The 23,399-nt window shown below is 43.8% G+C and carries 23 protein-coding genes; 10 read left to right on the top strand and 13 right to left on the bottom strand.

Annotated features, from left to right (window positions below; genetic code table 11):
* Positions 1-367 precede the first annotated feature (367 nt).
* Positions 368-2,437 (top strand): transglycosylase domain-containing protein, encoded by a 2,070-nt coding sequence (locus BSG1_RS14195; protein ID WP_006837779.1) that lies wholly within the window; start codon positions 368-370, stop codon positions 2,435-2,437.
* Positions 2,438-2,806: 369 nt separating this feature from the next.
* Here BSG1_RS14195 and BSG1_RS14190 read toward each other — a convergent pair whose 3' ends face one another.
* Together BSG1_RS14190 and BSG1_RS14185 are read right to left on the bottom strand one after the other, a co-directional pair.
* Positions 2,807-3,316, bottom strand: a complete 510-nt coding sequence (locus BSG1_RS14190; protein ID WP_006837778.1) for a YwhD family protein — start codon at positions 3,314-3,316, stop codon at positions 2,807-2,809.
* Positions 3,317-3,536: 220 nt separating this feature from the next.
* On the bottom strand, positions 3,537-4,199 hold the full coding sequence (locus tag BSG1_RS14185; RefSeq protein ID WP_006837777.1) for a site-2 protease family protein: 663 nt from the start codon (positions 4,197-4,199) through the stop codon (positions 3,537-3,539).
* A 177-nt stretch (positions 4,200-4,376) separates the two neighbouring features.
* Between BSG1_RS14185 and BSG1_RS14180 the strand changes: the two genes are divergently transcribed.
* Positions 4,377-4,565 (top strand): 2-hydroxymuconate tautomerase, encoded by a 189-nt coding sequence (locus BSG1_RS14180; RefSeq protein WP_006837775.1) that lies wholly within the window; start codon positions 4,377-4,379, stop codon positions 4,563-4,565.
* A 479-nt stretch (positions 4,566-5,044) separates the two neighbouring features.
* On the opposite strand, the gene BSG1_RS14175 is transcribed toward BSG1_RS14180, so the two are convergent.
* Positions 5,045-5,551, bottom strand: coding sequence for a YwgA family protein (locus BSG1_RS14175; protein ID WP_044022936.1), 507 nt, complete (start codon positions 5,549-5,551; stop codon positions 5,045-5,047).
* 122 nt (positions 5,552-5,673) lie between these two features.
* Positions 5,674-6,975, bottom strand: a complete 1,302-nt coding sequence (locus BSG1_RS14170) for an HD domain-containing protein (RefSeq protein WP_006837773.1) — start codon at positions 6,973-6,975, stop codon at positions 5,674-5,676.
* A 297-nt stretch (positions 6,976-7,272) separates the two neighbouring features.
* Here BSG1_RS14170 and BSG1_RS14165 point away from each other — a divergent pair, with 297 nt between their 5' ends.
* Positions 7,273-8,109, top strand: coding sequence for an RsfA family transcriptional regulator (locus BSG1_RS14165; RefSeq protein ID WP_044022935.1), 837 nt, complete (start codon positions 7,273-7,275; stop codon positions 8,107-8,109).
* 211 nt (positions 8,110-8,320) lie between these two features.
* Here the strand turns inward: BSG1_RS14165 and BSG1_RS14160 are convergent, their stop codons facing one another.
* From BSG1_RS14160 to pta, 3 genes are all read right to left on the bottom strand, one after another.
* Positions 8,321-9,160: a lipoate--protein ligase family protein gene (locus BSG1_RS14160; RefSeq protein WP_006837771.1), complete on the bottom strand. Its 840-nt coding sequence runs from the start codon at positions 9,158-9,160 to the stop codon at positions 8,321-8,323.
* 160 nt (positions 9,161-9,320) lie between these two features.
* The gene (locus BSG1_RS14155; protein WP_006837770.1) at positions 9,321-10,703 is read right to left on the bottom strand and encodes an N-acetylmuramoyl-L-alanine amidase; all 1,383 of its coding nucleotides are present in this window, start codon (positions 10,701-10,703) and stop codon (positions 9,321-9,323) included.
* A gap of 142 nt (positions 10,704-10,845) precedes the next feature.
* Positions 10,846-11,817, bottom strand: coding sequence for a phosphate acetyltransferase (pta, locus tag BSG1_RS14150; RefSeq protein WP_006837769.1), 972 nt, complete (start codon positions 11,815-11,817; stop codon positions 10,846-10,848).
* A gap of 282 nt (positions 11,818-12,099) precedes the next feature.
* On the opposite strand from pta, the gene hemQ reads away from it, so the two are divergent.
* Both hemQ and gerQ read left to right on the top strand, forming a co-directional pair.
* Complete coding sequence (gene hemQ, locus BSG1_RS14145) at positions 12,100-12,843, top strand: hydrogen peroxide-dependent heme synthase (RefSeq protein WP_006837768.1); 744 nt, start codon at positions 12,100-12,102, stop codon at positions 12,841-12,843.
* Positions 12,844-13,279: 436 nt separating this feature from the next.
* Positions 13,280-13,732 carry a spore coat protein GerQ gene (gene gerQ / locus BSG1_RS14140; RefSeq protein ID WP_006837767.1) on the top strand — a complete coding sequence of 151 codons (453 nt, stop codon included), beginning with the start codon at positions 13,280-13,282 and terminating at the stop codon, positions 13,730-13,732.
* 251 nt (positions 13,733-13,983) lie between these two features.
* On the opposite strand, the gene BSG1_RS14135 is transcribed toward gerQ, so the two are convergent.
* The 4 genes from BSG1_RS14135 to BSG1_RS14115 all read right to left on the bottom strand — a co-directional run bounded on the left by BSG1_RS14135 (position 13,984) and on the right by BSG1_RS14115 (position 16,822).
* Positions 13,984-14,355: a DUF423 domain-containing protein gene (locus tag BSG1_RS14135; RefSeq protein ID WP_006837766.1), complete on the bottom strand. Its 372-nt coding sequence runs from the start codon at positions 14,353-14,355 to the stop codon at positions 13,984-13,986.
* 29 nt (positions 14,356-14,384) lie between these two features.
* Positions 14,385-14,681: a YwdI family protein gene (locus tag BSG1_RS14130; protein ID WP_006837765.1), complete on the bottom strand. Its 297-nt coding sequence runs from the start codon at positions 14,679-14,681 to the stop codon at positions 14,385-14,387.
* A 713-nt stretch (positions 14,682-15,394) separates the two neighbouring features.
* Positions 15,395-16,048, bottom strand: coding sequence for a uracil-DNA glycosylase (locus BSG1_RS14120; RefSeq protein ID WP_044022933.1), 654 nt, complete (start codon positions 16,046-16,048; stop codon positions 15,395-15,397).
* A gap of 18 nt (positions 16,049-16,066) precedes the next feature.
* Entirely contained in the window at positions 16,067-16,822 is a 756-nt protein-coding gene (locus BSG1_RS14115; protein ID WP_198008238.1) for a DUF4230 domain-containing protein, read from the bottom strand.
* Positions 16,823-16,927: 105 nt separating this feature from the next.
* Between BSG1_RS14115 and BSG1_RS14110 the strand changes: the two genes are divergently transcribed.
* From BSG1_RS14110 to bshB2, 4 genes are all read left to right on the top strand, one after another.
* Positions 16,928-18,373 carry a phospholipase D family protein gene (locus BSG1_RS14110; protein ID WP_006837762.1) on the top strand — a complete coding sequence of 482 codons (1,446 nt, stop codon included), beginning with the start codon at positions 16,928-16,930 and terminating at the stop codon, positions 18,371-18,373.
* Between the two features lie 76 nt (positions 18,374-18,449).
* Positions 18,450-18,776 carry a general stress protein gene (locus tag BSG1_RS14105; RefSeq protein ID WP_006837761.1) on the top strand — a complete coding sequence of 109 codons (327 nt, stop codon included), beginning with the start codon at positions 18,450-18,452 and terminating at the stop codon, positions 18,774-18,776.
* Positions 18,777-19,055: 279 nt separating this feature from the next.
* Positions 19,056-19,400 carry a YojF family protein gene (locus BSG1_RS14100; protein ID WP_006837760.1) on the top strand — a complete coding sequence of 115 codons (345 nt, stop codon included), beginning with the start codon at positions 19,056-19,058 and terminating at the stop codon, positions 19,398-19,400.
* 225 nt (positions 19,401-19,625) lie between these two features.
* Positions 19,626-20,309 (top strand): bacillithiol biosynthesis deacetylase BshB2, encoded by a 684-nt coding sequence (gene bshB2 / locus BSG1_RS14095; RefSeq protein ID WP_006837759.1) that lies wholly within the window; start codon positions 19,626-19,628, stop codon positions 20,307-20,309.
* Between the two features lie 142 nt (positions 20,310-20,451).
* On the opposite strand, the gene BSG1_RS14090 is transcribed toward bshB2, so the two are convergent.
* Positions 20,452-21,180, bottom strand: coding sequence for a hypothetical protein (locus BSG1_RS14090; RefSeq protein WP_006837758.1), 729 nt, complete (start codon positions 21,178-21,180; stop codon positions 20,452-20,454).
* A 150-nt stretch (positions 21,181-21,330) separates the two neighbouring features.
* Here BSG1_RS14090 and BSG1_RS14085 point away from each other — a divergent pair, with 150 nt between their 5' ends.
* Positions 21,331-22,074 carry an STAS domain-containing protein gene (locus tag BSG1_RS14085; protein ID WP_044022932.1) on the top strand — a complete coding sequence of 248 codons (744 nt, stop codon included), beginning with the start codon at positions 21,331-21,333 and terminating at the stop codon, positions 22,072-22,074.
* A gap of 97 nt (positions 22,075-22,171) precedes the next feature.
* Here BSG1_RS14085 and BSG1_RS14080 read toward each other — a convergent pair.
* The coding region (locus BSG1_RS14080; RefSeq protein ID WP_006837756.1) for a glycoside hydrolase family 32 protein at positions 22,172-23,399 on the bottom strand (1,228 nt) is incomplete at its 5' end.

Here is a 23,399-nt window from a genome sequence, read left to right as displayed (position 1 = left end):
CATATATCATCATAAATATCCTTCCCCAACACCATAAATACAAACATGAGAAAAAGTATAGTCTAATTTAGCGAAAATACAAGAATAAATTTAAATTTCTTCCTATATGTTTAAAAAATTCCTCTGTTTTCCATACTGAATACTACATAGAAATGCGTAGGCGGCCGTTCAGCGCCGTACGGATTGGAGGGCTTCTGCATGAGATAAAGGAAACACGGCAAGCGAAGCGGCCGATGTTGACTTATCGCAAGGAAGAAGTCCGAAATCCGCTAGGAGCTGGCCGCTGGAGCTAGACACTATTGCCCTTCAAAATTTATACCTTCTTAATTTATCGAATACCCAGATTTATAGGAAATGAGGGATTAACTTGGAAGTGATCACAAGTTCCCGTTTACAAAAAACAAAAAAATATCTGCGCGCTGCCATTATCCTTGGCCTGCTCTCCACACTTTTGATCCTGGCCGGGCTGGCAGGCTTATTGACATATACAAAAATTCAAGGTCCGCCTCCTCTTGCCGTTCCCCAGTCCACGCTTTTCTACGGGGCGGACGGATCGATCATCGGTGAAAGCAGCAACGGTGAAAAAAGATACTGGGTTCACCTTGAAGATATCTCTCCCGACCTTATTGATGCGACGCTTGCGATTGAGGATAAAGGTTTTTTCTCTCACCACGGTTTCGATTTTAAAAGGATTACGGCTGCGGGACTAGCCGATTTGAAGGCCATGGCCAAAGTACAGGGAGCATCGACCATTTCACAGCAATATGCCCGCAACCTGTTTCTTTCCCACGATAAAACTTGGAAAAGGAAGATTTCCGAGGCACTTTATACGTTAAGGCTGGAGATGAACTACTCTAAAGAACAAATCCTGGAAGGGTACCTGAACACGATTTATTACGGACACGGAGCATACGGAATCCAAGCCGCGAGCCAGTTTTATTTTGGAAAGAGCGCTGACGAACTGACTGTTGCCGAAGCCGCAATGCTTGCCGGCATCCCAAAAGGACCAAGCCTGTATTCGCCTCTTGGTTCTTTTCAAAAGGCAAAAGACCGCCAGGAAATCATTCTGAATGCCATGAAGGAAGATAAAAGGATTTCCGAGGAGACTGCCGCAAAAGCTGAAGAAGAGACGCTTAAAATTGTTGGAGAATATCCGCATCAGTCAGTGGAAACCGCTCCTTATTTTCAGGATGTGGTTAAAAACATCCTTCGTAACCAGCTTGGCATCGATGAGCGAACAATCGAACTCGGCGGTCTGAAAGTCTATACAACCTTGAATCCGAAACATCAAAAAGCGGCTGAGACAGTGATTGAAAGAGAGATCAAACCTGAATCTGAGATCCAGGTAGGATTTACATCCATCAACCCGAAGAACGGTCATGTCACCGCGATGGTCGGGGGAAGAAATTATGAGGAAAGTCCGTTCAACCGTGCAGTCCAGGCCGTCAGACAGCCTGGATCAACCATCAAGCCGCTGCTTTACTATGCAGCCGTTGAAAAAGGATTCACCCCATCCACAGCCATGAGGAGTGAACTGACTACCTTTAAATTTGATGACGGACAAAGCGAGTATACACCGCACAATTTCAACAATAAGTATGCAGGAGACGACATCACTTTGGCTCAAGCCATCGCCATTTCAGACAATGTTTATGCTGTCAAAACCCACCTCTTCCTTGGAGAAGAAACGCTGGTGGAAACCGCCAAGAAATTTGGTCTTTCTACCCCAGTTAAAGAGGTACCGTCATCCGCTCTTGGAACTTCGGGAACCCGGGTTGTCGATATGGTCAACGCCTACGGAATGTTTGCCAATGGAGGATACAAAATAAGTCCGGTGTTCATTACTAAGGTGGAAGGATTCGACGGGGAAGTTATCTATGAAAAAGCATTTGAAAAAGAGCAGGTCCTCAATCCTGACTCCGCTTACGTCATGACCCATATGCTCAGCGGAATATTCGATCCGAAGCTGAACGATTATTCCACGGTTACGGGTATCACCATCAGAAAGGATGCCACAAGGCCTTATGCAGGAAAATCCGGAACGACCAATTCAGACAACTGGATGATTGGTTTCGCCCCGCAGCTGACCGCCGGGATTTGGACCGGATATGACAAAGGAAAGCAAATTTCTCTAGTCGAGGATAAATATTACGCGAAGAATATCTGGGTTCACTTTATGGAGGAAGCTTTGAAGGGCGAGCCGGTCAAAACCTTCAAACCGACCAAAAATGTCAAAGGGTACCTCGTCAATCCCCATAACGGCAAGCTGGCAACAAAAGGCTGCCCGGTTCAGCGCTTCACCTACTTTGTAAAAGGCACGGAACCGACGGAATACTGTGATGAGCACCTTCATGAAGATGCCCCTGCCAAACCTCCAGTCAGTCAGCCGAAAGAGGAAAAGACTCCTTGGTATAAGAAATGGACGAAGTGGTTTTAAAATAGGAACTAGAATTGTCCCTGCGAGGCGGACAGACTGGACAGCGGTTGTCCTCTTCGTAAGAGAATCCAGCTATGTAGAGGTACGCCTTTTTAGGGGGCGTACCTCTCATTTTGTGTTCGCGGCCTTGTAGGGGCACGTTTTCTTACTAATAACTGCACCAGAAATCAACCGGCAGCACAAATCCTAAAAAAACATACGAAAAACCCCGGGTTTGTGCGAACCCGGGGTTTTTCATGTCCTAGTTTGTTTTGTGCAAACTGTGCTTTAAGTTTACTTTTTTTCAGGCCAATGAGCAAGGTGTGAACGATTTTTTCTAATAAATGTCACAATTCGTTCATATAATTGTTATATTTTGTAAAACTCTGTCTATACAGATAAACCCTCTTTCAACTTATCATCAGATCGTTCCCACATGCCTGCATCATGATTCATAAGGTAATCTTTTAGAATGCCCTTCGAACGGTCATCCATGTCCTCGACCATGATATGGCGCTTAATGGATTTATCCATCCTGTTCACGTGTTCAGGAAGAGATTTATACCCACGTCGTTTCTCCGTGTTGACGACCATTTCACAAGCTGTCACACCCGCATAATAGGGGCCATCTTCTTTACGGTCGACAGTCACCCAGACAAGCCAGTACGGTTTTCCACCTTCAGAATCCTCACGATTCGGCGTAAATTTGATTCTTTTTTCCACCACACTGCGGGCATGCATCGCACCGATATCCACAAAGGCCTCTCCTTCTTCGATATCCACGAATACAGGCGATACATTATCAAGGCTCAGCGACCCGATTCCGAAGCCGCCGTGCCCGTCTGTCGGGTCACTCTTGATGATATTAAAGCCAACATTGTTTTTCTTTTTTTCTTCCATCTGTAACAGCTCCTTCTGTTTTTTGAAACGCTATATTCGTATAGATTGTTGCTATCGGAAAAATCCTAAGATCCGGATTTCCCCCTCGGGTATACAGGCTTTTCTAACTGAACAGGGTGATTTGCTCTTTTCTATCTTGTTTACCAGGATCATACCTGTTAAATATAGCTGCTTCTCTTGAACTTCATGGTAAGGAGCAACAAAGTTTTAGAAAAGAGCCTTATGAAAATAATGAAAAGATTCCATAGTAAATTGTATTAAACGCCTGCCCTACAGCACTCATTCCGCCGTTGATAACCGGCCAGATCGTGTAGCGGTCAAGCGGGGTGATGACCAAAATGATAAACAGCAAAACCCCATACTGCTCATACTGGGACATTTTCGCACGCAGGTGCGGTGGTGAAAGGTCCTCGATGATCCGGTAGCCGTCCAAAGGAGGAAACGGCAATAGATTAAATATGAACAAAAGGATATTAAGATATACAATCATATTGAACAGTTCAATGAAGAATTGGGGAATGGCCACTCCGAATCCAAACGTAATGACAAAGTAAAAAACTCCATACGCGATAAAGGCGATCAGGAAATTACTCAGCGGTCCGGCAACTGAAACAAGCACCCCTGCCAATTTCGGATTTTTAAAGTTGAACCGGTTCACAGGAACAGGCCTTGCCCAGCCGAAACCGGCAATCAAGATAAACAGCGTTCCAATTGGATCCAGATGCTGAATCGGATTTAAGGTCAGCCTTCCCTGATCCTTTGCTGTATCATCTCCAAATTTGTGCGCCACATAGGCGTGAGCATATTCATGGAACGTGAATGCAAGGATCAAGGCAATCACCACGAATGGAAGCTCTTCTAGATTAAACGCTAAAAAGTCCACAGTTTGTTCTCCTTATACATAAATGAATTTTTTCTGAAAATAATATCTGTTTCATCAATATTCTCTATCATCCAGACTTGCTCCTTCAAAAAAATAAGATAAAATTTTAACTGGAAGGTATTGTCCGTTTGTCCTTCCTTATGATTGTATCAAAATTATAGAACAGGAGCGAAGCCCATGCCTTATGTAACCGTTAAAATGCTCGAAGGACGCAATGAAGACCAAAAGAAAGCATTAGTTGAAAAAGTTACGGCCGCTGTCAGTGAAACAACTGGTGCCGCCGAAGACAAAATTGTCGTATTCATCGAAGAAATGAGCAAGAACCACTATGCCGTTGGCGGGAAACGCTTGAGTGACGAGGGATAAATCCTCGTCATGCCCGCCCTATTAGCCGTTGATCATTTTGGATCGGCGGCTTTTGTTTTGGTACAAGTTGAAGCGGGGGTTTCCCAGGGGTTATCGGCGATTCCTGAGATTTATCAGCGATTCTGCTTATTTTATCAGCGATTATAAAGATTTATCGGCGATTTTTCAATTTTATCGGCGGAAACCACGGGTTTATCGACCATTCGATAAAATCTGACACCAATACCTCAGGTTATTATCGAATCTGCAGCTCCCGAGTACCAGCTTGCAGGCTATCAACCAAACTTTGTCGGATATCGCTCGCTCTTTGTCGAATATCGACCATCATTTGTCGTTTAACGACCAAGCTCTGTCGAAAATCGCCCAAATCTTGTCGCATAACGCCCAGACGACTAACCAACCAATACAAACACCCCAGCCCTCTCACTACACATAAAAACAAACAAAAAACCCGCCACAACAAGTGGAGGGCTTCTCTATTAATTGACGATTCTCTTTTTCAGGCCTTCAATATATTCATATGCGGCATCAATTTCTTCTACCGTATACTTCTGCTTGCTTTTCAGGGTGAACACTTTCTCTTCCACTTCTTCGCGGGAAAGATTATCGAAATATAAAACCGTCGATACAAGTTCAAGAAAACGGGAAGGCTGTTCGTTCATATCCTCCAGGCAATCCTGAAGATACGGCATTTCTGTTTCATACATGTTCAGAAAGCCCTGGCCTTCTTCTGTCACGGTGTAACGGTATTGAAAGTATCCGCCTTTTTTCTCCTTCAGCTCGCTGATGAAGCCCATGTTGCAGAGCTCTTCCACTCGCAGGGTCAGCTCCTCTGAATAAGGACCGTAGAAATGAAACTGAAATTTTTCTTGAAAAGGAAAAGATAATTTCTTTGCGATATATATCATTTTTTGCAGTTTCTTTCTGCCGGTAATCTCACCGGAAGCCAAAAAAGCACTCATTAATTTAGCGTGATCCTTTAACACTTTTACTTCATCTCCTACTTCAAAATTACTAGGTGTTCCGTCATTAGGGGCAGGAAGGCTGTCTCAGAAGGGTCCGGCCATGAAATTTCTGACCATTGGCTTTTGAGACAGCCTCAAGTTATTTAATCGAGTTCTAAGATAGAACGAATTTGTCTTTTAATATTTCTCTTCGAGGATTCATCATATAAGAAGTCGGCAGGATAATAGAGTTTGTGGTCCGTTCTTCTTTTACCTGAAATGGCATCCACGATATCCGACTGTCTTGACAATTCCTTCAGCTCATTGTTCGGCATCAGCAAGTGTATCGGGAGGCGTTCCTCTTCTTCTCCGGGCCGGTAAAAATCATATGGCAGGTCCGAGGATGAGTCGACGACCAGATAATATTCCGGATCGAGTCCGGCTTTTTTGAATAAACCCTCGAGCTCACGGTGTTTCTTATATTCTTTTGCCGGATCAAACTCGGCATATTTAAATAAATTTCGATTCATAAAGCGGCTGCAAAGATCACTCAATACAGGATCATCTTCTTCTTCCCATGTCTGGAAGTAAAACATGATGACCGCTTCGTCCAGCTTTAAATAATCCTCCAATGATACATTTCCTTTAAAGAGGGAATAAAAATGGAGAGGATCATATTTAAAAGAATACGATTGTTCATGAAGTTCTTTTGCACGATGGAGAATTTTCGTCAGGATAACCTCGGCACTTCGCGTCACCGGATGGAAATACACCTGCCAATACATCTGATACCGGCTCATAATGTAATCCTCAACCGCATGCATACCGCTGGATTTAATGACCACCTGATCTTCACGCGGCCTCATGACACGCAATATCCGCTCCATATCAAAATGGCCGTAGCTGACACCGGTAAAATAAGCATCACGCTGCAAGTAGTCCATCCGGTCCGCATCAATCTGGCTTGAAATCAGGCTGACTACTTGTTTGTTCGCATAGGTTTTGTCGATGACTTCGGCAACATGCTTAGGAAAATCCTTTCCTACCTTTGTCAGGACCTTGTTAACCTCTGTATCTCCCAGAATGATTTCCTGTGTGAAATGCTCATGATCAAGATGAAAGACCTTTTCGAATGAATGGGAAAATGGCCCATGACCCAAATCATGAAGCAGTGCAGCACATAAAGATAGAAGTCTCTCATTCTGGCTCCATTCAGGACGGTCCTGAAACACATCGTCTACAATCCGGCGTACAATCTCATAGACACCGAGAGAGTGATTCAAACGGCTGTGTTCTGCTCCGTGGAACGTCAAATAAGTCGTTCCAAGCTGCCTGATGCGTCTCAGCCTCTGGAACTCCTTTGTTCCTATTAAATCCCAAATGACCTGATCTTTTACGTGTACATAACGATGAACAGGGTCTTTAAAAACTTTTTCCTCATGCAACTTCATTTTAGAGTATTCCATTCTTTACCCTCTTCCTGTCTAACTTAGTTCTATTATAGACGGTTTTTCTTATAAAAACATCTCAAAGCTTGTCGAAAAATAAATAGAAATGAAGAAAATTGTTTATACTTCAAGGGTTGGATATGCCAGAATTTTTTTTTGCCGTACACCTGACCTTGACAGCCAGGAAGTACATTCTAAACGATCACAACAACGAAACTATTAGAAAAAAATAATTTTAACATATTCGTATAGATTCCCTTTTTTATGTACAGACTTCTAGTAAGAAAAGGTACTAAAATAAGGGAGTTGGTAAAAATGAAATCAAGACAGGATGCCTGGACAGAAGAAGATGATTTGCTATTAGCCGAGACGGTTTTACGGCATGTGAGAGAAGGCAGCACACAGTTGAATGCATTTGAAGAAGTAGGGGACAAATTGAACAGGACCTCGGCCGCATGCGGATTTCGCTGGAATGCCGTTGTCCGCCACCAATATGAAAAAGCATTGAGCCTTGCGAAGAAGCAGCGCAAACAACGCCAGCGCCTGCTCGGTAAAGACCAGGGGGGAAAGAAAAAGCTGTTATACCAGCCGCCGGCACCTTCCTATGATGAAATTGATGCTATGTCTCTATCGATGTCCTCCGAGATGAGCGATGAAAATGAAGAGTATACTAGTCCGGTAATGGAAGCAATGGAAATGATGGAAAAGTCAGAAGCCGATACTGAATTTGCAGAAGAACCACTGGAAAGCAAAGATGCAGGCAAACCTGCAGTATCAGAAACTCCAGTCCAAACTCCAATACAAGCGCCAGCCGCTCAGCGTATGCCTGTCGGGGGTAAAGTGGAGATGTCTCTTGAGAAAGTCATTGCTTACTTGCAAAGCCTGGCTCAATCTAATTTTCACTCTGATATTTTAAAAAGTGAGAATCAGAGATTGAAGCACGAAAACGCTGAAATCAGACGCAAAAATGCTGAACTCGAGAAAAAGATCGGCCAGCTCGAGAAAAATACGGTAACAATGCAGGAAGACTACGAAACACTGATGCAGATCATGAACCGTGCAAGGAAGCTTGTGTTATTTGAAGATGAAGAAGGAAAAGCGCCACGATTCAAAATGGACCGAAACGGAAACCTTGAAAAAGTAGCTGAATAGAGCAGAAAAACACTGGCCCCTGGTCAGTGTTTTTCTTGCGTATGGGCTGCGGGAAAGGGAAACTGTGCGTATCTGCCTGATTTCCGTGCGAATTCCTGTATAAGCCGTGCGTATATATGTATAACCCGGGCACAACATTCATTTTCCTGTCAAAAATTTCTTTTGTACAGAAAAACCGGCAACCAATCGGATTGCCGGACTAAAAACTCTATTATCCCTTCAAAACCTTCTCATTACGCTGATGGACCCTGTCAAAATAGCTTTCATATAAAGGGATTTCGTCTCCCTCCAGCTGGCTGGCATAGATTCTTCCGCTGAAATTTTTAAGAGACTGCAAAAACCTTAGCATGGTGTCTTGAATCGTTAAGCTGACGCCAAGCAGTTCTGAAAGGGATGCCATGCAGTCCGGTTCGATTTCAGGAAAGATGAACTTCTTGCTTTCTTCCCTTTTCCCTGCATTATAAAAGTCTCTTATGACCTTTGCCCGTTCCGAGCCGCTGCCGGTTACACAGAGATAGATCTGGACGGCAACACCATTCCTGATTCTTCTTTGCGAGATACCTGCAAATTTTTGACCGTTTATGCTGAGGTCATAGCTGCCGGGGCAATAGGAATTGATGATTTCCTTTGCCTCTATTTTAACCGGAAAGTCTTTAAACATATCTTCAGTCAGCTGAAGCATGGCATCATACCCGCGATTGATATCGATCCCTTTTTCCGAATCCGGGAATACGAGAGAAAGGTTGAGGACCCCCTCATCCAGGACGACCGCCAAGCCGCCTGAATTTCGGACGATATAGCGGTAACCGAGTTCTTCCAGTACCTTTAATCCATCCTCGAGTGCCGGAAGTTTCGTATCTTGAATCCCTAAGACAATCGTATTGTGGTGGACCCATGCCCTGGCGGTGGCCGGAGAGTTTCCCGCGCCTACCGAGGTGCAGAGGGTGTCATCGATTGCAAAGGATTGGAGGGCTTCAAATATAGGACCCAAACTGGATTGGTCAATGATTCTCCATTGGGGTTGTATAAGCAATGATTGATTTGTTTGCATTTCCATCGTTCTTTCTCCTTCGGTTGTCATGGGAATTATTATATCATATCCCCCCGATATCCCCCGTATGAGAAAGAAAACAGGAGGGCGAAATCAAATAATCTTTCGTACTCCTGTTTGTTTTGCTTTTTATATAGAACTCCTTGTTTTAAAACCCTTTTTACAGTTCATCCAGCCTGTTAGTTATAGCCTGCTTCTGTTGATCAAGTTGCTCAATTGCATGGCTGAGCATTCGTCTGTAAATGCTGATGATGCTTTGTCCGTAGGTTGTTCCCGGGACAGCCCACCGTCCATTAAGGTCAGTCCATGTGTCAGCGATCCCTCTTGTGACAAGGTTAAATCTTGGGTCTACCTGCTGAAACCCTGCTGGAATGTTTTCGTTTGAAGAGTAGGCATACAGATGTTGAATCTGGGCATGAACGCCGACTTCCGGGGTCGAAAAAGTTGCCCCCGGGTTGCCTGGTCCGGTTGCACCGATTCCTGCATAGTTGTTCTGTTCTTTTTTCACGAGCCCTGTGAAGCGGAAGTAGTCGGTCTCGTGGATTGCCTGTGCATAGGCAACATCTCCTCTAATACCGTATGCCTCTCCGAAGCTCACATAGTATTGTCCAAGAGAAGGTGCTTCTGGATTCACTGTTCGGACGAAGTCATCAAGCTGATAAGAATGTAGAAGAGTATCCCCGTTGATTGTAAAAAGTTCTTCCGGGGTTGGCGGGGGCGTAGGTTCTGGTGTGGGAGCAGGCTCTTTCCCATCTGTTATGATAAACGCTCCGGCGATGCCCAGCTGTTTTAACTTTTCAACTTGCGCCTCTGCATTTTCTTTGCTTGAATACGCCCCTGCCTGTATTCTGTAATACTGTACCCCTGAGATCGTGGTTGGAACGATAAAGGACGAGATTCCCTTTGACATGAGGTAGGTTACTCTTGCTTCAGCATTCTTCCGGTCGGTAAATGAGCCGGCGATCACCTTAAACAGTCCTCCTGTTGAACTTAATGCAGGAAGAGACAGTGCTTTAGCAACTCCTTTTGCAATGGCTGTTGAAACGTCCGAGATGAAGTCCGGGTTGTTAAGGATGCTTAAGTCAGCCGGGTTATCGACAAATAGTACCTCCAAAAGGAGAGCATTCATTTCAGTTTCCCTTAGAACGTGGAAATTTGCCCGTTTCTTGCCCCTGTCTGTTATACCGTATTTTTGTCTGACAGAGGACATGATTTCGTCGTGGATAATAGTCTGATAGTTTCGTGTCTGCTGAGAGACTGTGCCGTTATAAATATAACTTTCAAAGCCTCTCCCGCCAGCGGCATTATTATGAATAGAGAGATAGAAGTCGGCATTCCTGGAATTGGCAAAACTAGAGCGCTGGCTGAGTGACATTGTGCTGTCGCCTGTTCTGGTCATCAGAATGTTAACATTATAATTTTTCTGAAGATAATCCCTTACCTTAAGGGCGATGGAGAGATTGTAAGTCTTCTCCATAAAATTGCGATACGTGGCACCGGGGTCATTTCCCCCATGGCCGGGATCTATTACAATAGTTGTCATTTTTTCACACCTCCTTACTACCACATTATTCAGAGAGGGACAAACTGTATGGACGTATGCCTTTTTAGCGGGACCTAATTTAAAATATATTGAGATTACTAAAAAAAGGCCCCCCGATAGGAGACCGTTTAACGTTACATTTTTATAAAGCCTGCGCAGCTGTAATCAGCGCAAGTTTATAGACATCTTCTTCATTACACCCTCGGGAAAGGTCGTTGACCGGTGCATTCAATCCTTGAAGGATTGGACCCACTGCCTCGAAGTTTCCAAGGCGCTGTGCAATTTTGTATCCGATGTTCCCTGCTTCAAGGCTAGGGAAGATGAAGACATTTGCATCGCCTTTCAATACAGAGTCCGGAGCTTTTTTGCTTGCCACGGAGGGTACAAAGGCAGCATCAAATTGGAATTCGCCGTCCAGAGTCAATTCAGGGGCTTTTTCCTTTGCAATGTTGACTGCTTCTGTCACCTTTTCTGTTTCTGGGGATTTCGCGGACCCTTTTGTAGAGAAGCTTAACATTGCTACCCGTGGGTCAATATCAAACATTTCAGCTGTTTTCGCACTCTCAATTGCAATTTCAGCTAGATCCTGGCTGTCAGGGGCAATGTTGATGGCGCAATCAGCAAAGACGTATTTTTCACCTTCACGGACCATGATAAATACACCTGACGTTTTTCGAATGCCTTCTTTTGTTTTAATGATTTGAAGCGCCGGACGGACAGTGTCTGCCGTAGAGTGAGCAGCACCGCTTACCAAGCCGTGAGCTTTGCCTGTGTACACGAGCATGGTTCCGAAGTAATTTTCATCAAGAAGGATCTTCTTCGCATCCTCTTCTGTCGCTTTGCCTTTTCGTCTATCCACAAATGATTGAACGAGCTCGTCCATGAATTCGTTATCTGCTGGATCAAGAATTTCACAGCCTTCGAGTGACACATTCACTTCTTGGGCTTTTGCCTCGACATTGCCGGCATTTCCGATGATCACCGGTGTAAGAATTCCATCTGAAGCCAGACGGGAGGCTGCTTGTAAAATTCTTTCATCTTGACCTTCTGGAAATACAATCTTCAAGTCTTTCCCTGTGACTTTCGCTTTTAGTGTTTCAAATAGATTGCTCATGAATTAAGCCCTCCTTCATTTATCCACTTTTAGCATACTCTTCTGCCGGAAGATTTCAAGAATAACGGCCATTGGCAGCGTTTCCATTTAAAATGTTTTTGTTTTTTGAAAATTTCATCCTTTTCAACCTGCTTTATTGTTCCCGGGTGCCCCCCTGAATATGCAGTTTTCAGCCACTTTCCCGCTGAAATTGTTGATTTTCAGTCAAGATTCTATTTCAGGTTATTTGGCCAAACTATGATATAGTAAGGGTGCATATAAGTTTAATAAGGAGTGATACACATGAGTGAACCGGCTCAAACGTTAGATGGCTGGTATTCTTTGCATGACTTCCGGTCAATGGACTGGACTTCCTGGAAGATGCTTTCCAGCGACGAAAGACAAATGGCAATCAATGAGTTTCATGGATTCCTTGAAAAAATGAATAATACACAAAATAAAGAAGAAGGCAGTCATGCCCTATACTCCATTGTCGGCCAAAAAGCTGACTTCATGATGATGATCGTCCGTCCGACGATGGAAGAACTGAATGACTTGGAGAACGAGTTCAACAAACTGACTATCGCTGAGTATACAGTGCCGACATTCTCTTATGTCTCAGTAGTAGAGCTGAGCAACTACCTTGCTGATGGGGAAAATCCGTATGAGAACCCGCATGTGCGTGCTCGTCTTTACCCGATCCTTCCAAAGGCGAAGCATGTCTGCTTCTATCCGATGGACAAGCGCCGCCAAGGTAATGACAACTGGTATATGCTTCCGATGGAAGAGCGCCGCAGCCTTATGCGCAGCCATGGGATGATCGGACGCCAATATGCAGGGAAAGTAAAGCAGGTCATCACCGGTTCCGTCGGTTTTGACGATTATGAATGGGGAGTTACATTGTTTGCAGATGACGTTCTTCAATTCAAAAAACTTGTATACGAAATGCGCTTCGACGAAGTCAGCGCCCGCTACGGTGAATTCGGTACTTTCTTCGTAGGGAACCTTCTTGAAGAAGAAAAGGTTGCCCATTTCTTACATGTATAATCCCACTTAACGCCCAAAACAGATCTCTGTTTGGGCGTTTTTTATTTTTTCTCCTGCGCTCTTCGTATTTCTCATCTCCTATGTCACCCCTCCAACCTGCATACCGTAAATCAGCGCCATAAATTGTTTCAGGTAAGAACTGTTTGAAAAATCCTATCTCCGCCACTCAACTCCCACCCTGCGGAGTCACGCACCCCGAGTGGAAATCAGCTTTATATACTAAAAGCAACAATATCTACGAAAAGAGCTTTATGGAATATTCCACCCTTCTCATACATAAAAATGAAATAGTGAAATCAGCGCATACTCTCTTTCACCATTATCCCTATTTTTTTCTAAAGAGAGAAAGCCATTAGCATTGGTTACCGTGCTTTGTGAACAAGAAGTGAAACACCTTCAACATGAAGGATTTTGATTAATCAAGGAGGTCTGTATTATGAAACAATCAAGTAGTGGAAATCCGTATGGATATGGCTATACCCAACCGCCTTATTACGGTCAGCCTCAGAACTATATGGGCGGTCAGTATTACGGGGGCCAAGGTATGCAGGTTCCCCAGCCAGTGAGTGCTCCAAGTCCGGCACAGAACATTCCCGGCCAGCTGCCTGTAGAGGAGTCTTATATTGAGAACATCCTTCGTCTTAATAAAGGCAAAGTGGCCACAGTTTACATGACATTCGAAAACAACACGGAGTGGAATGCCAAAGTATTCAAAGGCATTATCGAAGCCGCCGGCCGTGACCACATCATCCTGAGTGATCCGCAAACGGGAATGCGGTATTTATTGCCAATGATTTATCTTGATTACATTACCTTTAATGAAGAAATTGAGTATGAATATCCGTTTGGGGCAGGAGCAGCTCCTACTGTTGCGTATTCACCAAGGTAAATGGTTAAAAAATCGAAAAGACTGCGTGCCTAATGTTGGCGCGCAGTCTTTTATTTAGGCTCATTTCATCAACTTTAATGCTATTTAATACAAACTTCAAAAAATATTTCCTTTATAAACCATAAACAGCCCGATAAACAAGAAAGAAAAGAGCTACTCTTCCCTTCAGAAAGAAGAGCCCTAGTAATCAGGGGAAAAATCCGGCCCTTGGAATTTTTCCGAAAGCAACGTCTATCGAAAACAGCCTATATTTACATGGATTTTGCAGCTGTAATGATTAGAAGCACCCATGCAATCAGGAACGATACTCCGCCTAAAGGTGTGATAGCCCCAAGCACTTTAATTCCCGTTAAGCTCAATACATACAGGCTTCCGGAAAATAACACAATGCCGATTAGCATGAGCCAGCCTGACCAGTTAAGCAGGGCACTGGCTGCTATGTTTCCGGCAAGCACGCCTATGATCAAAATTCCAATTGAATGGAACATTTGATAAAGCACTCCTGTATTCCATATATCAATATACTTTTGTGAAATCTTCCCCTCCAGAGCGTGGGCACCGAAAGCCCCCAATGCTACTGAAAGAAACGCGTTGACTGCGCCTATAATAATGAACGTTTTCATATCCTCCAACACTCCCGGTTTAATTAGATTTAGAATTCAAACAGTGAGTCTCCATTCGCCCCGTCCTCTGTTTCCAGCTTGCTTTCTTCCGTGATCGTTACTGATTGCGGCTGCTGGCTGCTGACCGGCATTGCCATTTGCTGCGCCGGCATTTGATTAGAGAAAACAGGCTGAGTGGAGCCGACACTTTCATTTTCAAGCATCACTTCACATAAGGCTTTGATTGAGCTGATGTGTTCACGGATGTTTTGAGGTCTTTCTGCTTTCTTGGCTTTCAGAAGTTCCTGTTCCATTTTATTGATCAATGAGACATGGGATATATGCATCGGTATCCCTCCTTTTGCGGTTTGTTTTATGTAACTTGGCCTTTTCCATTTGTGTGCGGATAGATTTCCACTCCAGGTGCGTGACTCCGCGGGGCGGGCGTTGAGCCTCCTCGGCTGCGCCTGCGGGGTCTCATCTGTCCCGCTGCTCCCGCAGGAGATCACGCACCTTCCGTTCCAATCACCATTGGGTATAAATTAAACAAAGACTATGTAACCCATTTATTAACAATAGAAGAATATTATTAACACTACTACATATGCTTATTGGGTTATTGAAACCATACGAATACTTTACTGCTTCCCCTTCGGCGTGAACCTCAGGCAGCTTTCTCCGGAAGAATGAAATACGACCAGGGAAGGCATTGCTTTTGTTTTGAATCCGTATGCTTTACAACCGCGTGGATGGGCAGGTTGCCAGGTTGTATAGAAGTATTGGCATTGAAAACAATTGATTTTCTTTTTCTCCGGCAATTCTCTCGCTCCCTATCCAGTCATTCTTCCCTATTCTATCAAACTTATATCAAATTTGCCTGTTACAAACCGTGGTTGTGCCTCGTATAAATTTTTTCTTGTCCTAACAGGTACCACTCACAGGCTGCACAAAAAGAAAAGCGAAGTAAAGCGGATACTTCGCCTTGCTTCGTCATATTCTGAATTGTTTCACGTGAAACATGGGGGATAATGTCAAACACCTTACTACTCTATACACCAATCTATTTCTTCCTGCCATTTTTCTTTAACCACTCATTGGCTCTGGAAAAAGGCTTGCTCCCAAAGAATCCTTTTCTGGCGGATAATGGACTTGGGTGGGGAGATTGAATCACAAAGTGTTTATCACTATCGATCAGTTTCAGTTTTTCTTGTGCAGGACGTCCCCACAGCATAAACACAAGAGGCTTCTCCCTGTCATTAAGGTGCTCGATTACCTTGTCTGTGAAGGTTTCCCAGCCTTTTCCTTTATGAGAGTGTGCCTTCCCTTCTCTCACCGTCAATACTGTGTTCAAGAGAAGAACCCCCTGATCGGCCCATTTGCTCAAGTTTCCATGGTCAGGGATATCACAACCGAGATCATCGTGAAGTTCTTTATATATATTCCGTAAAGACGGCGGAATCTTAACGCTTTTTCCTACCGAAAAGCTTAATCCATGGGCTTGCCCCTCCCCATGATAGGGATCCTGTCCAAGCAGGACGACCTTTGTATCGGTAAAAGAAGTGGAATTCAAGGCATTAAAGACATTCTGTTTCTCAGGATATATTTTTTCCGTCTTAAACTCTTCCTCAAGAAACTCTGTCAGTCTCGTAAAATATGGTTTTTCCAATTCTTTTTCTAGTACATCGTTCCAATCGTTTTTAAGAATGGCAGCCACGATCAACACCCTTTCATGTTAATTCTTATAATCGATTGTTACTGTGTAGCCAAGCTGCCTGAAGAAATCTTTCAATGATTTTTCAGCATTTTCTTCCGCTATTTGCAGCAATCCTTGATCAAGCGCTTCCTGTTGAAGCAGCTCTTTGGCCTCCTGTGCCAAGCCGAATCCCTCTTCCCAATCCACTTCACTTCTGAAGATGCCTTCTACAGAGAACGTCTTGATATTTTCCGTATCAAGAGAAGGTGACTGCAGGATTTCCGCCCTCGGCAGCTCAATCGTCATTTCTTTTCCCTCTTCATCTACCAAAATATCATCTTCTGATATTTTTTTCAGGTCGACTCCGGCTATGACCGTACCCGGGACCACCAATAATAATTTTCTTTTCGTGCCTGGAAGGTCGGCTGATATTTCTTTACCGAAAATCTTGTTATCCTCCTGCTCAATGACCGCTTTGGTAAACGCCTGTGCGGTCGCCAGTGTATTCATTTCTTTAATCTGCTCTACAAAAGACCCTTGTTCTTCCTGTAACCTACTCCCTGAAAGCCATGAATACATGCCGACTGAAAGACCCGATATTGCTAGGACTACAATGAGGAGCATGAGAAGAAACTTACTTTTCCAAACAGTGAAGATTGCTTTTCCCACCTTTAAAAAAGGCAATCTGATCTTCTCTCTATCTAAAACGACAGTCGCACTTGTCTGCTGGCTGCTCTTCTTTAACTCTGCCAAAAGCGACTCTATTTCTCTTATTCTATCTTCATTATTTTTCACCTGATTCACCATCCTCCTTCATATTATAGAAAATATTGTCGGAAGTTGGAATAAGCAATCTGCAAAGCGGGTAGAGTACTCTACTATGAACTGGAGGAAAAACCCATGAAACGCTTGATGAACTGGGGGAAAAAGAGGACCGTTCTCCTTACAATTCTTATTTTGGTATATTTTGGTTTGGTTATGTACTACCAAACTCACAAGTCTCTTCCTGAAGGGACGTCTTATGAAGGGGATATCTTCCTCACAGATGATGTTGATTTCATTTATGACCTCTCATATAAAGACCCCGCTGGACATTTTCTTCACGAATCCCGGATATTTGAAAGAATCAACCGTATGATCGGAGAAGCAAAAGACTTTGTCGTCATCGATATGTTTCTTTTTAACAGCTATTATGATGGAAAGTATGACATGCCGGATTTAGCAGGAAATCTGACGCAGGCTTTAATAGATAAAAAACGGCAAAATCCTGATATTGATATGATCTTTATTACCGATCATATCAATACAACGTACGGCTCTCATCTTGCGCCTGAGGTGGAGCAGCTCAAGGAGAATGGAATAAAAGTCATGTACACAGACCTCAAGCCCTTACGAGATTCCAATTTTGTGTACAGTGCCGTCTGGAGAACTTTTTTTCAATGGTTTCAATCCGAGCCTGAAGATGATGGCTGGCTGTCGAATCCTTTAGCCTCTACTGCACCAAAAGTGACAGTCCGTTCCTACTTGGAACTCTTAAATGTTAAGGCCAATCATCGAAAAGTGGTTGTGACTGACCAGTCTGCACTCATTACTTCTGCAAACCCTCATAATGCGAGCGGCTTGCACTCCAACATTGCCTTTGAAGTCAAGGGCCCGATTATTGGGGATATCCTCAAAACAGAGAAAGCAGTAGCAAGATATTCTGGAGGGCCCCGGCTGCCTGATTATAACGGCAGCGGAGAAACCGGCGGGAGTATCAAAGCTCAAGTTCTGACGGAAGGCAAAATTCATAAGCGTGCATTGGAAGAACTGGGCAAGGCAGGAAAAGGAGATACCGTTTGGCTCGGTATGTTCTATCTCGCCGAACGGAAAGTCATTAACAGGCTTATTGATGCAGCCGAACGAGGTGCTGATGTGAGAATCATTCTAGACCCTAATACAAATGCATTCGGCCAGCAGAAGATGGGCCTTCCCAACATCCCTGTCGCTTCGGAACTCCATCGCAGAGGGAAAGAAAACATCCATATCCGCTGGTACAATACGGAAATGGAACAATATCATACAAAGCTTCTTTATATTAAAAAGAAGGAAAAGGCAATTATTCTTGGAGGCTCGACCAACTACACAACAAGGAATTTTGAAGATTTGAACCTGGAGACAAACCTGTGGCTGGAGACCCCTCTCGACCAGGAAGTAAACAAAGAGGTTGAAACGTATTTCAACAGGATCTGGGATAACGAAGGCGGTTTATATACGGAAAAGTTCATCGAGAAGGACTATGAAATTCCCTGGATGAAGTACATTGGGTACAGGATTCAAAAATTACTTAATTTTACCACTTACTGAGTTTGTTTAGCCATCTGCAAACCGGGTAGATATAAACCATAGCACTTCATCAAATTATTAGAAGGAGGCTGTAACTATGTATGAAGTACACACAGTTGAAAACGGAGTACACGCAACGAAAGTAATTGAAGAATTGAACCGTTCTGGTTACGAGAAAGATGATATTTATATCTTCGCTCATGACAAAGAGCGTTCGAAAGACCTTACAGAAGGAACGCACACAGAAAGTGTCGGCATGAGTGAACAAGGCATGTTCGACAGTCTGGGGAACACGTTCAAGAAGCGCGGAGACGAGCTTCGTTCCAAAATGAGTTCTTTAGGTCTTAGCGACTCAGAAGCGGATCGTTATGAAGAGGAACTTGATAAAGGAAAAGTAGTTGTAATCGGAAGTAAAGAACACTAATATCAGCAACATTGCATAACAGCTTTTTATCTTAACCTTGACTACAATCTTAACCTTGCACATGACTCCCGATCGGGAGTCATTTTTTTATACGACTGACGCTTTAACCCTTTAAAGCACTAAGAGGGACTGTCCCTTTTAGTGCTTTAAAGGGTTGATGGGAAATGCCGGCTTTTTTAGAGCTGTATGTATAGCAGAGGCGTTGTTTTCGCATTCTATTGGTGATTTTAGTAAAATGGAAAGTGATCAGATTTATTTACCGGATAAGGAGGCAGGGAGATGGAACCTATTACGCTGGCAAAAGTGCAAGGTTTGATTAATGAATTTGCCCGAAAAGATGTTTATATACATTTAGAAACAACCAATGGAGCATATGCCTCCCACTTTAAAGAAGATTTTTTCTCTGCAGGAGCTTACATACGCAATGCACTTGTGAACTATGAGCATGGCAAGATTGTCGGTGACGGTCCATTCAGGGCTGGACTGAAGCTTGATATCGGCTGGATCTATGCTGAAGGCCTTACCCATTTTGAGAAAACGGCAAAGAACCAGCTTCTTCTTGCAGGGCACGACAATGAAGGTAAGCTTGCTGTTGCTTTACAAATCAGCACGACACCCTTTTAAATGACTATTTTCCTATAGATTGCTGCCCTCGGAAAAATTCCATTTGCAGGATTTTCCCCCTGAATAAAAGACTTTCTCTTTATAAAGAGAGAGCAGCTCTTTTCTTTATTGTTCGCCAAGATATTAAGGTAAGAAGGTAATGTCTTTCGAAATTATTATTAAAAAGCAACAAGGTACAAGAAAGAGCCTTAACCGAACTCCCTTTGACTTTTAGGAGGTTACAGTATGCAGAAAGAAAAACAAGTACTCGTTATATTCCCCCATCCCGATGATGAAGCTTTCGGTGTTTCTGGGACAATTTCGCAATATATAAAAGAAGGCACACCGGTCACCTATGCATGCCTGACCTTAGGAGAAATGGGACGAAACCTGGGCAACCCTCCATTTGCGACTAGGGAATCTCTCCCGCTCATCCGCAAAGAAGAACTGAAAAAAGCAGCTGAAGTCATGGGCATCACTGACTTACGCATGCTGGGATACCGTGACAAGACACTGGAGTTCGAAAATGATGAAGAACTTTCCAATATGGTGACAGAACTCATCGAAGAGCTGGCTCCATCCCTTATCATCACTTTCTACCCCGGATTTTCGGTTCACCCTGACCATGAAGCGACTGCACGGGCAGTGGTCAGAGCCGTTCGCCGGCTGCCAAAATCTGCACGTCCCAAGCTTCACTGTCTGGCATTCTCAAATGATTGCAAACAACATTTAGGGGAGCCTGATGTCACTCATGATATCTGGGATGTAAAAGACCAAAAGATCCAAACGATGAAAGCCCACAGCTCACAGACAGCCTGGATGCTTCCCCAAATTGAAAAGGGGATTGCCGCCCAAGACCCCGAAGCCCTGAAATGGGTGACCTTTGAACATTTTTGGACGTACCAATGGGAAAATGACAAGGTGGAATAAAAAATTTACCATTTAAAACGCTTGGATTCTACAGGATCTAAGCGTTTTTATATCTTCTGTAGTGCAGCAGAAACGCTTCCCCCAATAGAATGGGGCTCTCACTATAGGTGTGATCAGAAACTGATCTCTCCTCTCCCCCTTCTTATAATGACTTATAGATCTTCAAGGCCTCGACAAGCATCTGCCGGTCATACCCTGTCTTGCCATGCAGTCTCTCCGCCCACTTTTCAACGGTATTCAAAGGTTCCTCGTAAAACTTTCCTTCACTAGTACTAAGAAAGCTTTCCCAATCATAAAACTCCCAATGAGCCATTTCTGTTTTAAAAGGAAGTCTTATTTCCAGCAGCGGCTTAGACTTAAAAAGGTTCTGTGAATAGTCAGCAGCCTCCATAAATTCATCCTGTTCGATAGGAGTGAGCTCATAAATTTGTTTGGATACCTTACCATTTGGCCGGTGAAATAAGATTTCCATCACCTCATCTCTTGGAATAACTTGAATATCACTTGCCGGGAAGAAACCAGCCAACTTATCACTGGAGAATTCCGGAAGATTTTCTTCTATTAATATAGGCTGCAGCCATTGGTCTCCCAAATCACACAAATAACGGTTTCCCTGCTCATCCCGAGCGATCACGGCAACATGTGCTGCCTCTGTTTTCAGATCATGGCCGATGGGATACGCCTTGATTCCTGCAGTTTTGAATTCTGCCATGAGCCTGAGTGCCAAATCAAAGCAGTTTCCTGTAATTCCATATCGCTCCTTATGTAGTTTCATTGTTTCAATATCTCGCTGTTCACCGCCTTCTGCCCTGCTGTGCAGCCACACCTTCGTCAATGTCTCCATTGGAAACCCGTCGAATTTTTTCCACACGCCTAGTATTTCTTCTGTTGCTTTTATAAAACACCCTCCTATCTCCCTATATATCTACTACAATGGTCATGGTTTTCCTGCAAATCATATAGATGTTCCGGTCATTAAGGTGCTATAATTTAGAAAAGACTCATTTTTGGAGGACAAGTATTGAAGAAAAGCATATTGCAATTTAATGAACACAACGTGAACGCCATGGATTTTTTGAAGCATGCTATTTTCATCATTGATGCCGAATACTCAATTGTTTACCTGAATCCAGCGTGCGAAAGATTGTTGAAATTAAAGAAAGAAGATGTACTTCATATGAATGCTTATGACCTTTTCCCTGATGCACCTGAAGATGTCCGCCATGTTGAGAACACAGTAAAATTCGGCAAAACCGTCAAGGTAAAAAGAATGCCGTACCAGTTTGGGGATTTCAACAGTTATTTTGACCTGGAGACACACTTACTGGAGGAGAACGGCAAAATTTTAGGAGCAATGGCCGAATTTTCTGATGTCACAGAGTTCGTTCAAAAAGAAGATAGGTTCAAATCCCATTTAGAACAAATGGCATCCAACATTATTCTGCTGCCCGAAGGAAAGGGGATCCTCCCTCTTAACCAGACCATTATTGATGACTTGGAAATCGACTTAATCATACAAAGAGTGTTAATCAGCGTCTCTGAAAAAAAGCTGTCTTCCCTCATTGTCGATTTATCTTCCATCATCGAAGCCAATCAACACTTTTTCCATTCCATCAACGGGCTCCTTAAGGCACTGAAACTGCTTGGCGTCAATGTCAGCCTTACTGGTATGAGACCAGCCATTGCACAGAAGATGGTCTCATCAGGAGTTTCTGTAGATCAATATAATGTCCACATCCTCCGGTCTTTACGGGATGCATTTTAGGAAGGGCCGAGCCTTCCTTTTTATTTTTTATCGCAAATGAGTGATTACTCTAATAGGAGAAGGGATGCCCTGTTGAGCGAGGCATCCCTTTTCCATCTCACAAATCCCACTTGTGCACTTGCAGCAATTCAATCGGCTTGTCACTGAAGAATCTAATACTGGTTGAATCTTTTTCAGGATAGATTCTTGCTGTCATCACTTTTTCACCGTCATTGATGAATACTTCCACAGAAGAGTGGTCGATGAAAACATGCAGAGTCAACAGTTTGTCTTCCAGCTCTATTTCAGCCCTGCGGATACCGCCTGGACCCTTGCCGGACAAACTGCGGTCAAGGACGATACTCCGCTCCTCTTTAATATAGAGAAGTTCTGTTTCTTCATTGTTTCCAGCCCTCAATTTCAAACCGAATTGTGATGCATCTTTTGCATCGATGGTGACCTTCAATTCGACTGCGTTTCCTTCAATCCCTGGCAGGACGCTTTCTCCCTCGACCCTTATATTGCTATAGCCTTTATGATTCTTACGCCTTTTTTCCAATTCCGGAACAGGTTTTGATTTCAGTTTGCCATTTTCCAAAATCAATTCGCGCGGGATGGTCATGGCACCTGCAAACCCCTCTTCCTGTTCAGGCATGTGGCTCTCCCACATATTCATCCAGGCAATCATGATCCTTCTTCCCCAAGGGTCTTCCATTGTTTGCGGAGCGTAAAAGTCAAAGCCATGGTCAAGCAGCTCAAACTCCCCATGCTTCAGGTTGCCCGTCTCATAATCAAGCTGACCGACGACATATCCAGCCTGATGAAGATTATGATAAAGACTGCCTTCAGGCTCCATCCCCTGGGGAGACATCATGAGGATAGTTTGTCCGTCTATCTCAAAAAGGTCGGGACATTCCCACATGAAACCAAAGTTGCCTTCCCCTTTGGCTGCTACATTTACGAACTCCCAATGATAAAGGTCTTCCGAGCGGTATAGAAGTACCTGTCCTGCATGTTCCTTTGTACGTGAACCAAGGACACAGTAGTAATGATCTCCTTTTTTCCAAACCTTTGGATCCCTAAAATGATAGGGATGGATATCGCCTTCAGGAGCTGGATCTATGACCGGATTTTCAGGTACCTTTTCAAACGTAATTCCATCCTCACTGACAGCAAGGGCCTGCACCTGATAAAGATCCTTATCATGATCTGGACCTGTCCACTGATTTCCTGTATACATCAAATAGAGCTTTCCATCCTTTTCAATCGCACTTCCGGAAAAACAACCGTCTCGATCGTACTCTTCACTTGGAGCAGTGCTATCGGGGCTTCCTCCCAATGGGCTA

The sequence above is a fragment of the Bacillus sp. SG-1 genome (assembly GCF_000181495.1).
Taxonomy (GTDB): Bacteria; Bacillota; Bacilli; order Bacillales; family Bacillaceae_B; genus Rossellomorea.
The sequence above is the reverse complement of the archived record's forward strand: the minus strand, read 5'-3'. Positions and strand labels throughout refer to the sequence as shown.

Coding starts and splice junctions, on each gene's coding strand:
- BSG1_RS14170 (WP_006837773.1), bottom strand. CDS start 6,975: ATGGAATACTCTAAAATGAAGTTGCATGAGGAAAAAGTTTTTAAAGAC.
- BSG1_RS14190 (WP_006837778.1), bottom strand. CDS start 3,316: ATGGAAGAAAAAAAGAAAAACAATGTTGGCTTTAATATCATCAAGAGT.
- BSG1_RS14100 (WP_006837760.1), top strand. CDS start 19,056: ATGGAACCTATTACGCTGGCAAAAGTGCAAGGTTTGATTAATGAATTT.
- gerQ (WP_006837767.1), top strand. CDS start 13,280: ATGAAACAATCAAGTAGTGGAAATCCGTATGGATATGGCTATACCCAA.
- BSG1_RS14180 (WP_006837775.1), top strand. CDS start 4,377: ATGCCTTATGTAACCGTTAAAATGCTCGAAGGACGCAATGAAGACCAA.
- bshB2 (WP_006837759.1), top strand. CDS start 19,626: ATGCAGAAAGAAAAACAAGTACTCGTTATATTCCCCCATCCCGATGAT.
- BSG1_RS14130 (WP_006837765.1), bottom strand. CDS start 14,681: ATGCATATATCCCATGTCTCATTGATCAATAAAATGGAACAGGAACTT.
- BSG1_RS14105 (WP_006837761.1), top strand. CDS start 18,450: ATGTATGAAGTACACACAGTTGAAAACGGAGTACACGCAACGAAAGTA.
- hemQ (WP_006837768.1), top strand. CDS start 12,100: ATGAGTGAACCGGCTCAAACGTTAGATGGCTGGTATTCTTTGCATGAC.
- pta (WP_006837769.1), bottom strand. CDS start 11,817: ATGAGCAATCTATTTGAAACACTAAAAGCGAAAGTCACAGGGAAAGAC.
- BSG1_RS14160 (WP_006837771.1), bottom strand. CDS start 9,160: ATGCAAACAAATCAATCATTGCTTATACAACCCCAATGGAGAATCATT.
- BSG1_RS14155 (WP_006837770.1), bottom strand. CDS start 10,703: ATGACAACTATTGTAATAGATCCCGGCCATGGGGGAAATGACCCCGGT.
- BSG1_RS14135 (WP_006837766.1), bottom strand. CDS start 14,355: ATGAAAACGTTCATTATTATAGGCGCAGTCAACGCGTTTCTTTCAGTA.
- BSG1_RS14165 (WP_044022935.1), top strand. CDS start 7,273: ATGAAATCAAGACAGGATGCCTGGACAGAAGAAGATGATTTGCTATTA.
- BSG1_RS14110 (WP_006837762.1), top strand. CDS start 16,928: ATGAAACGCTTGATGAACTGGGGGAAAAAGAGGACCGTTCTCCTTACA.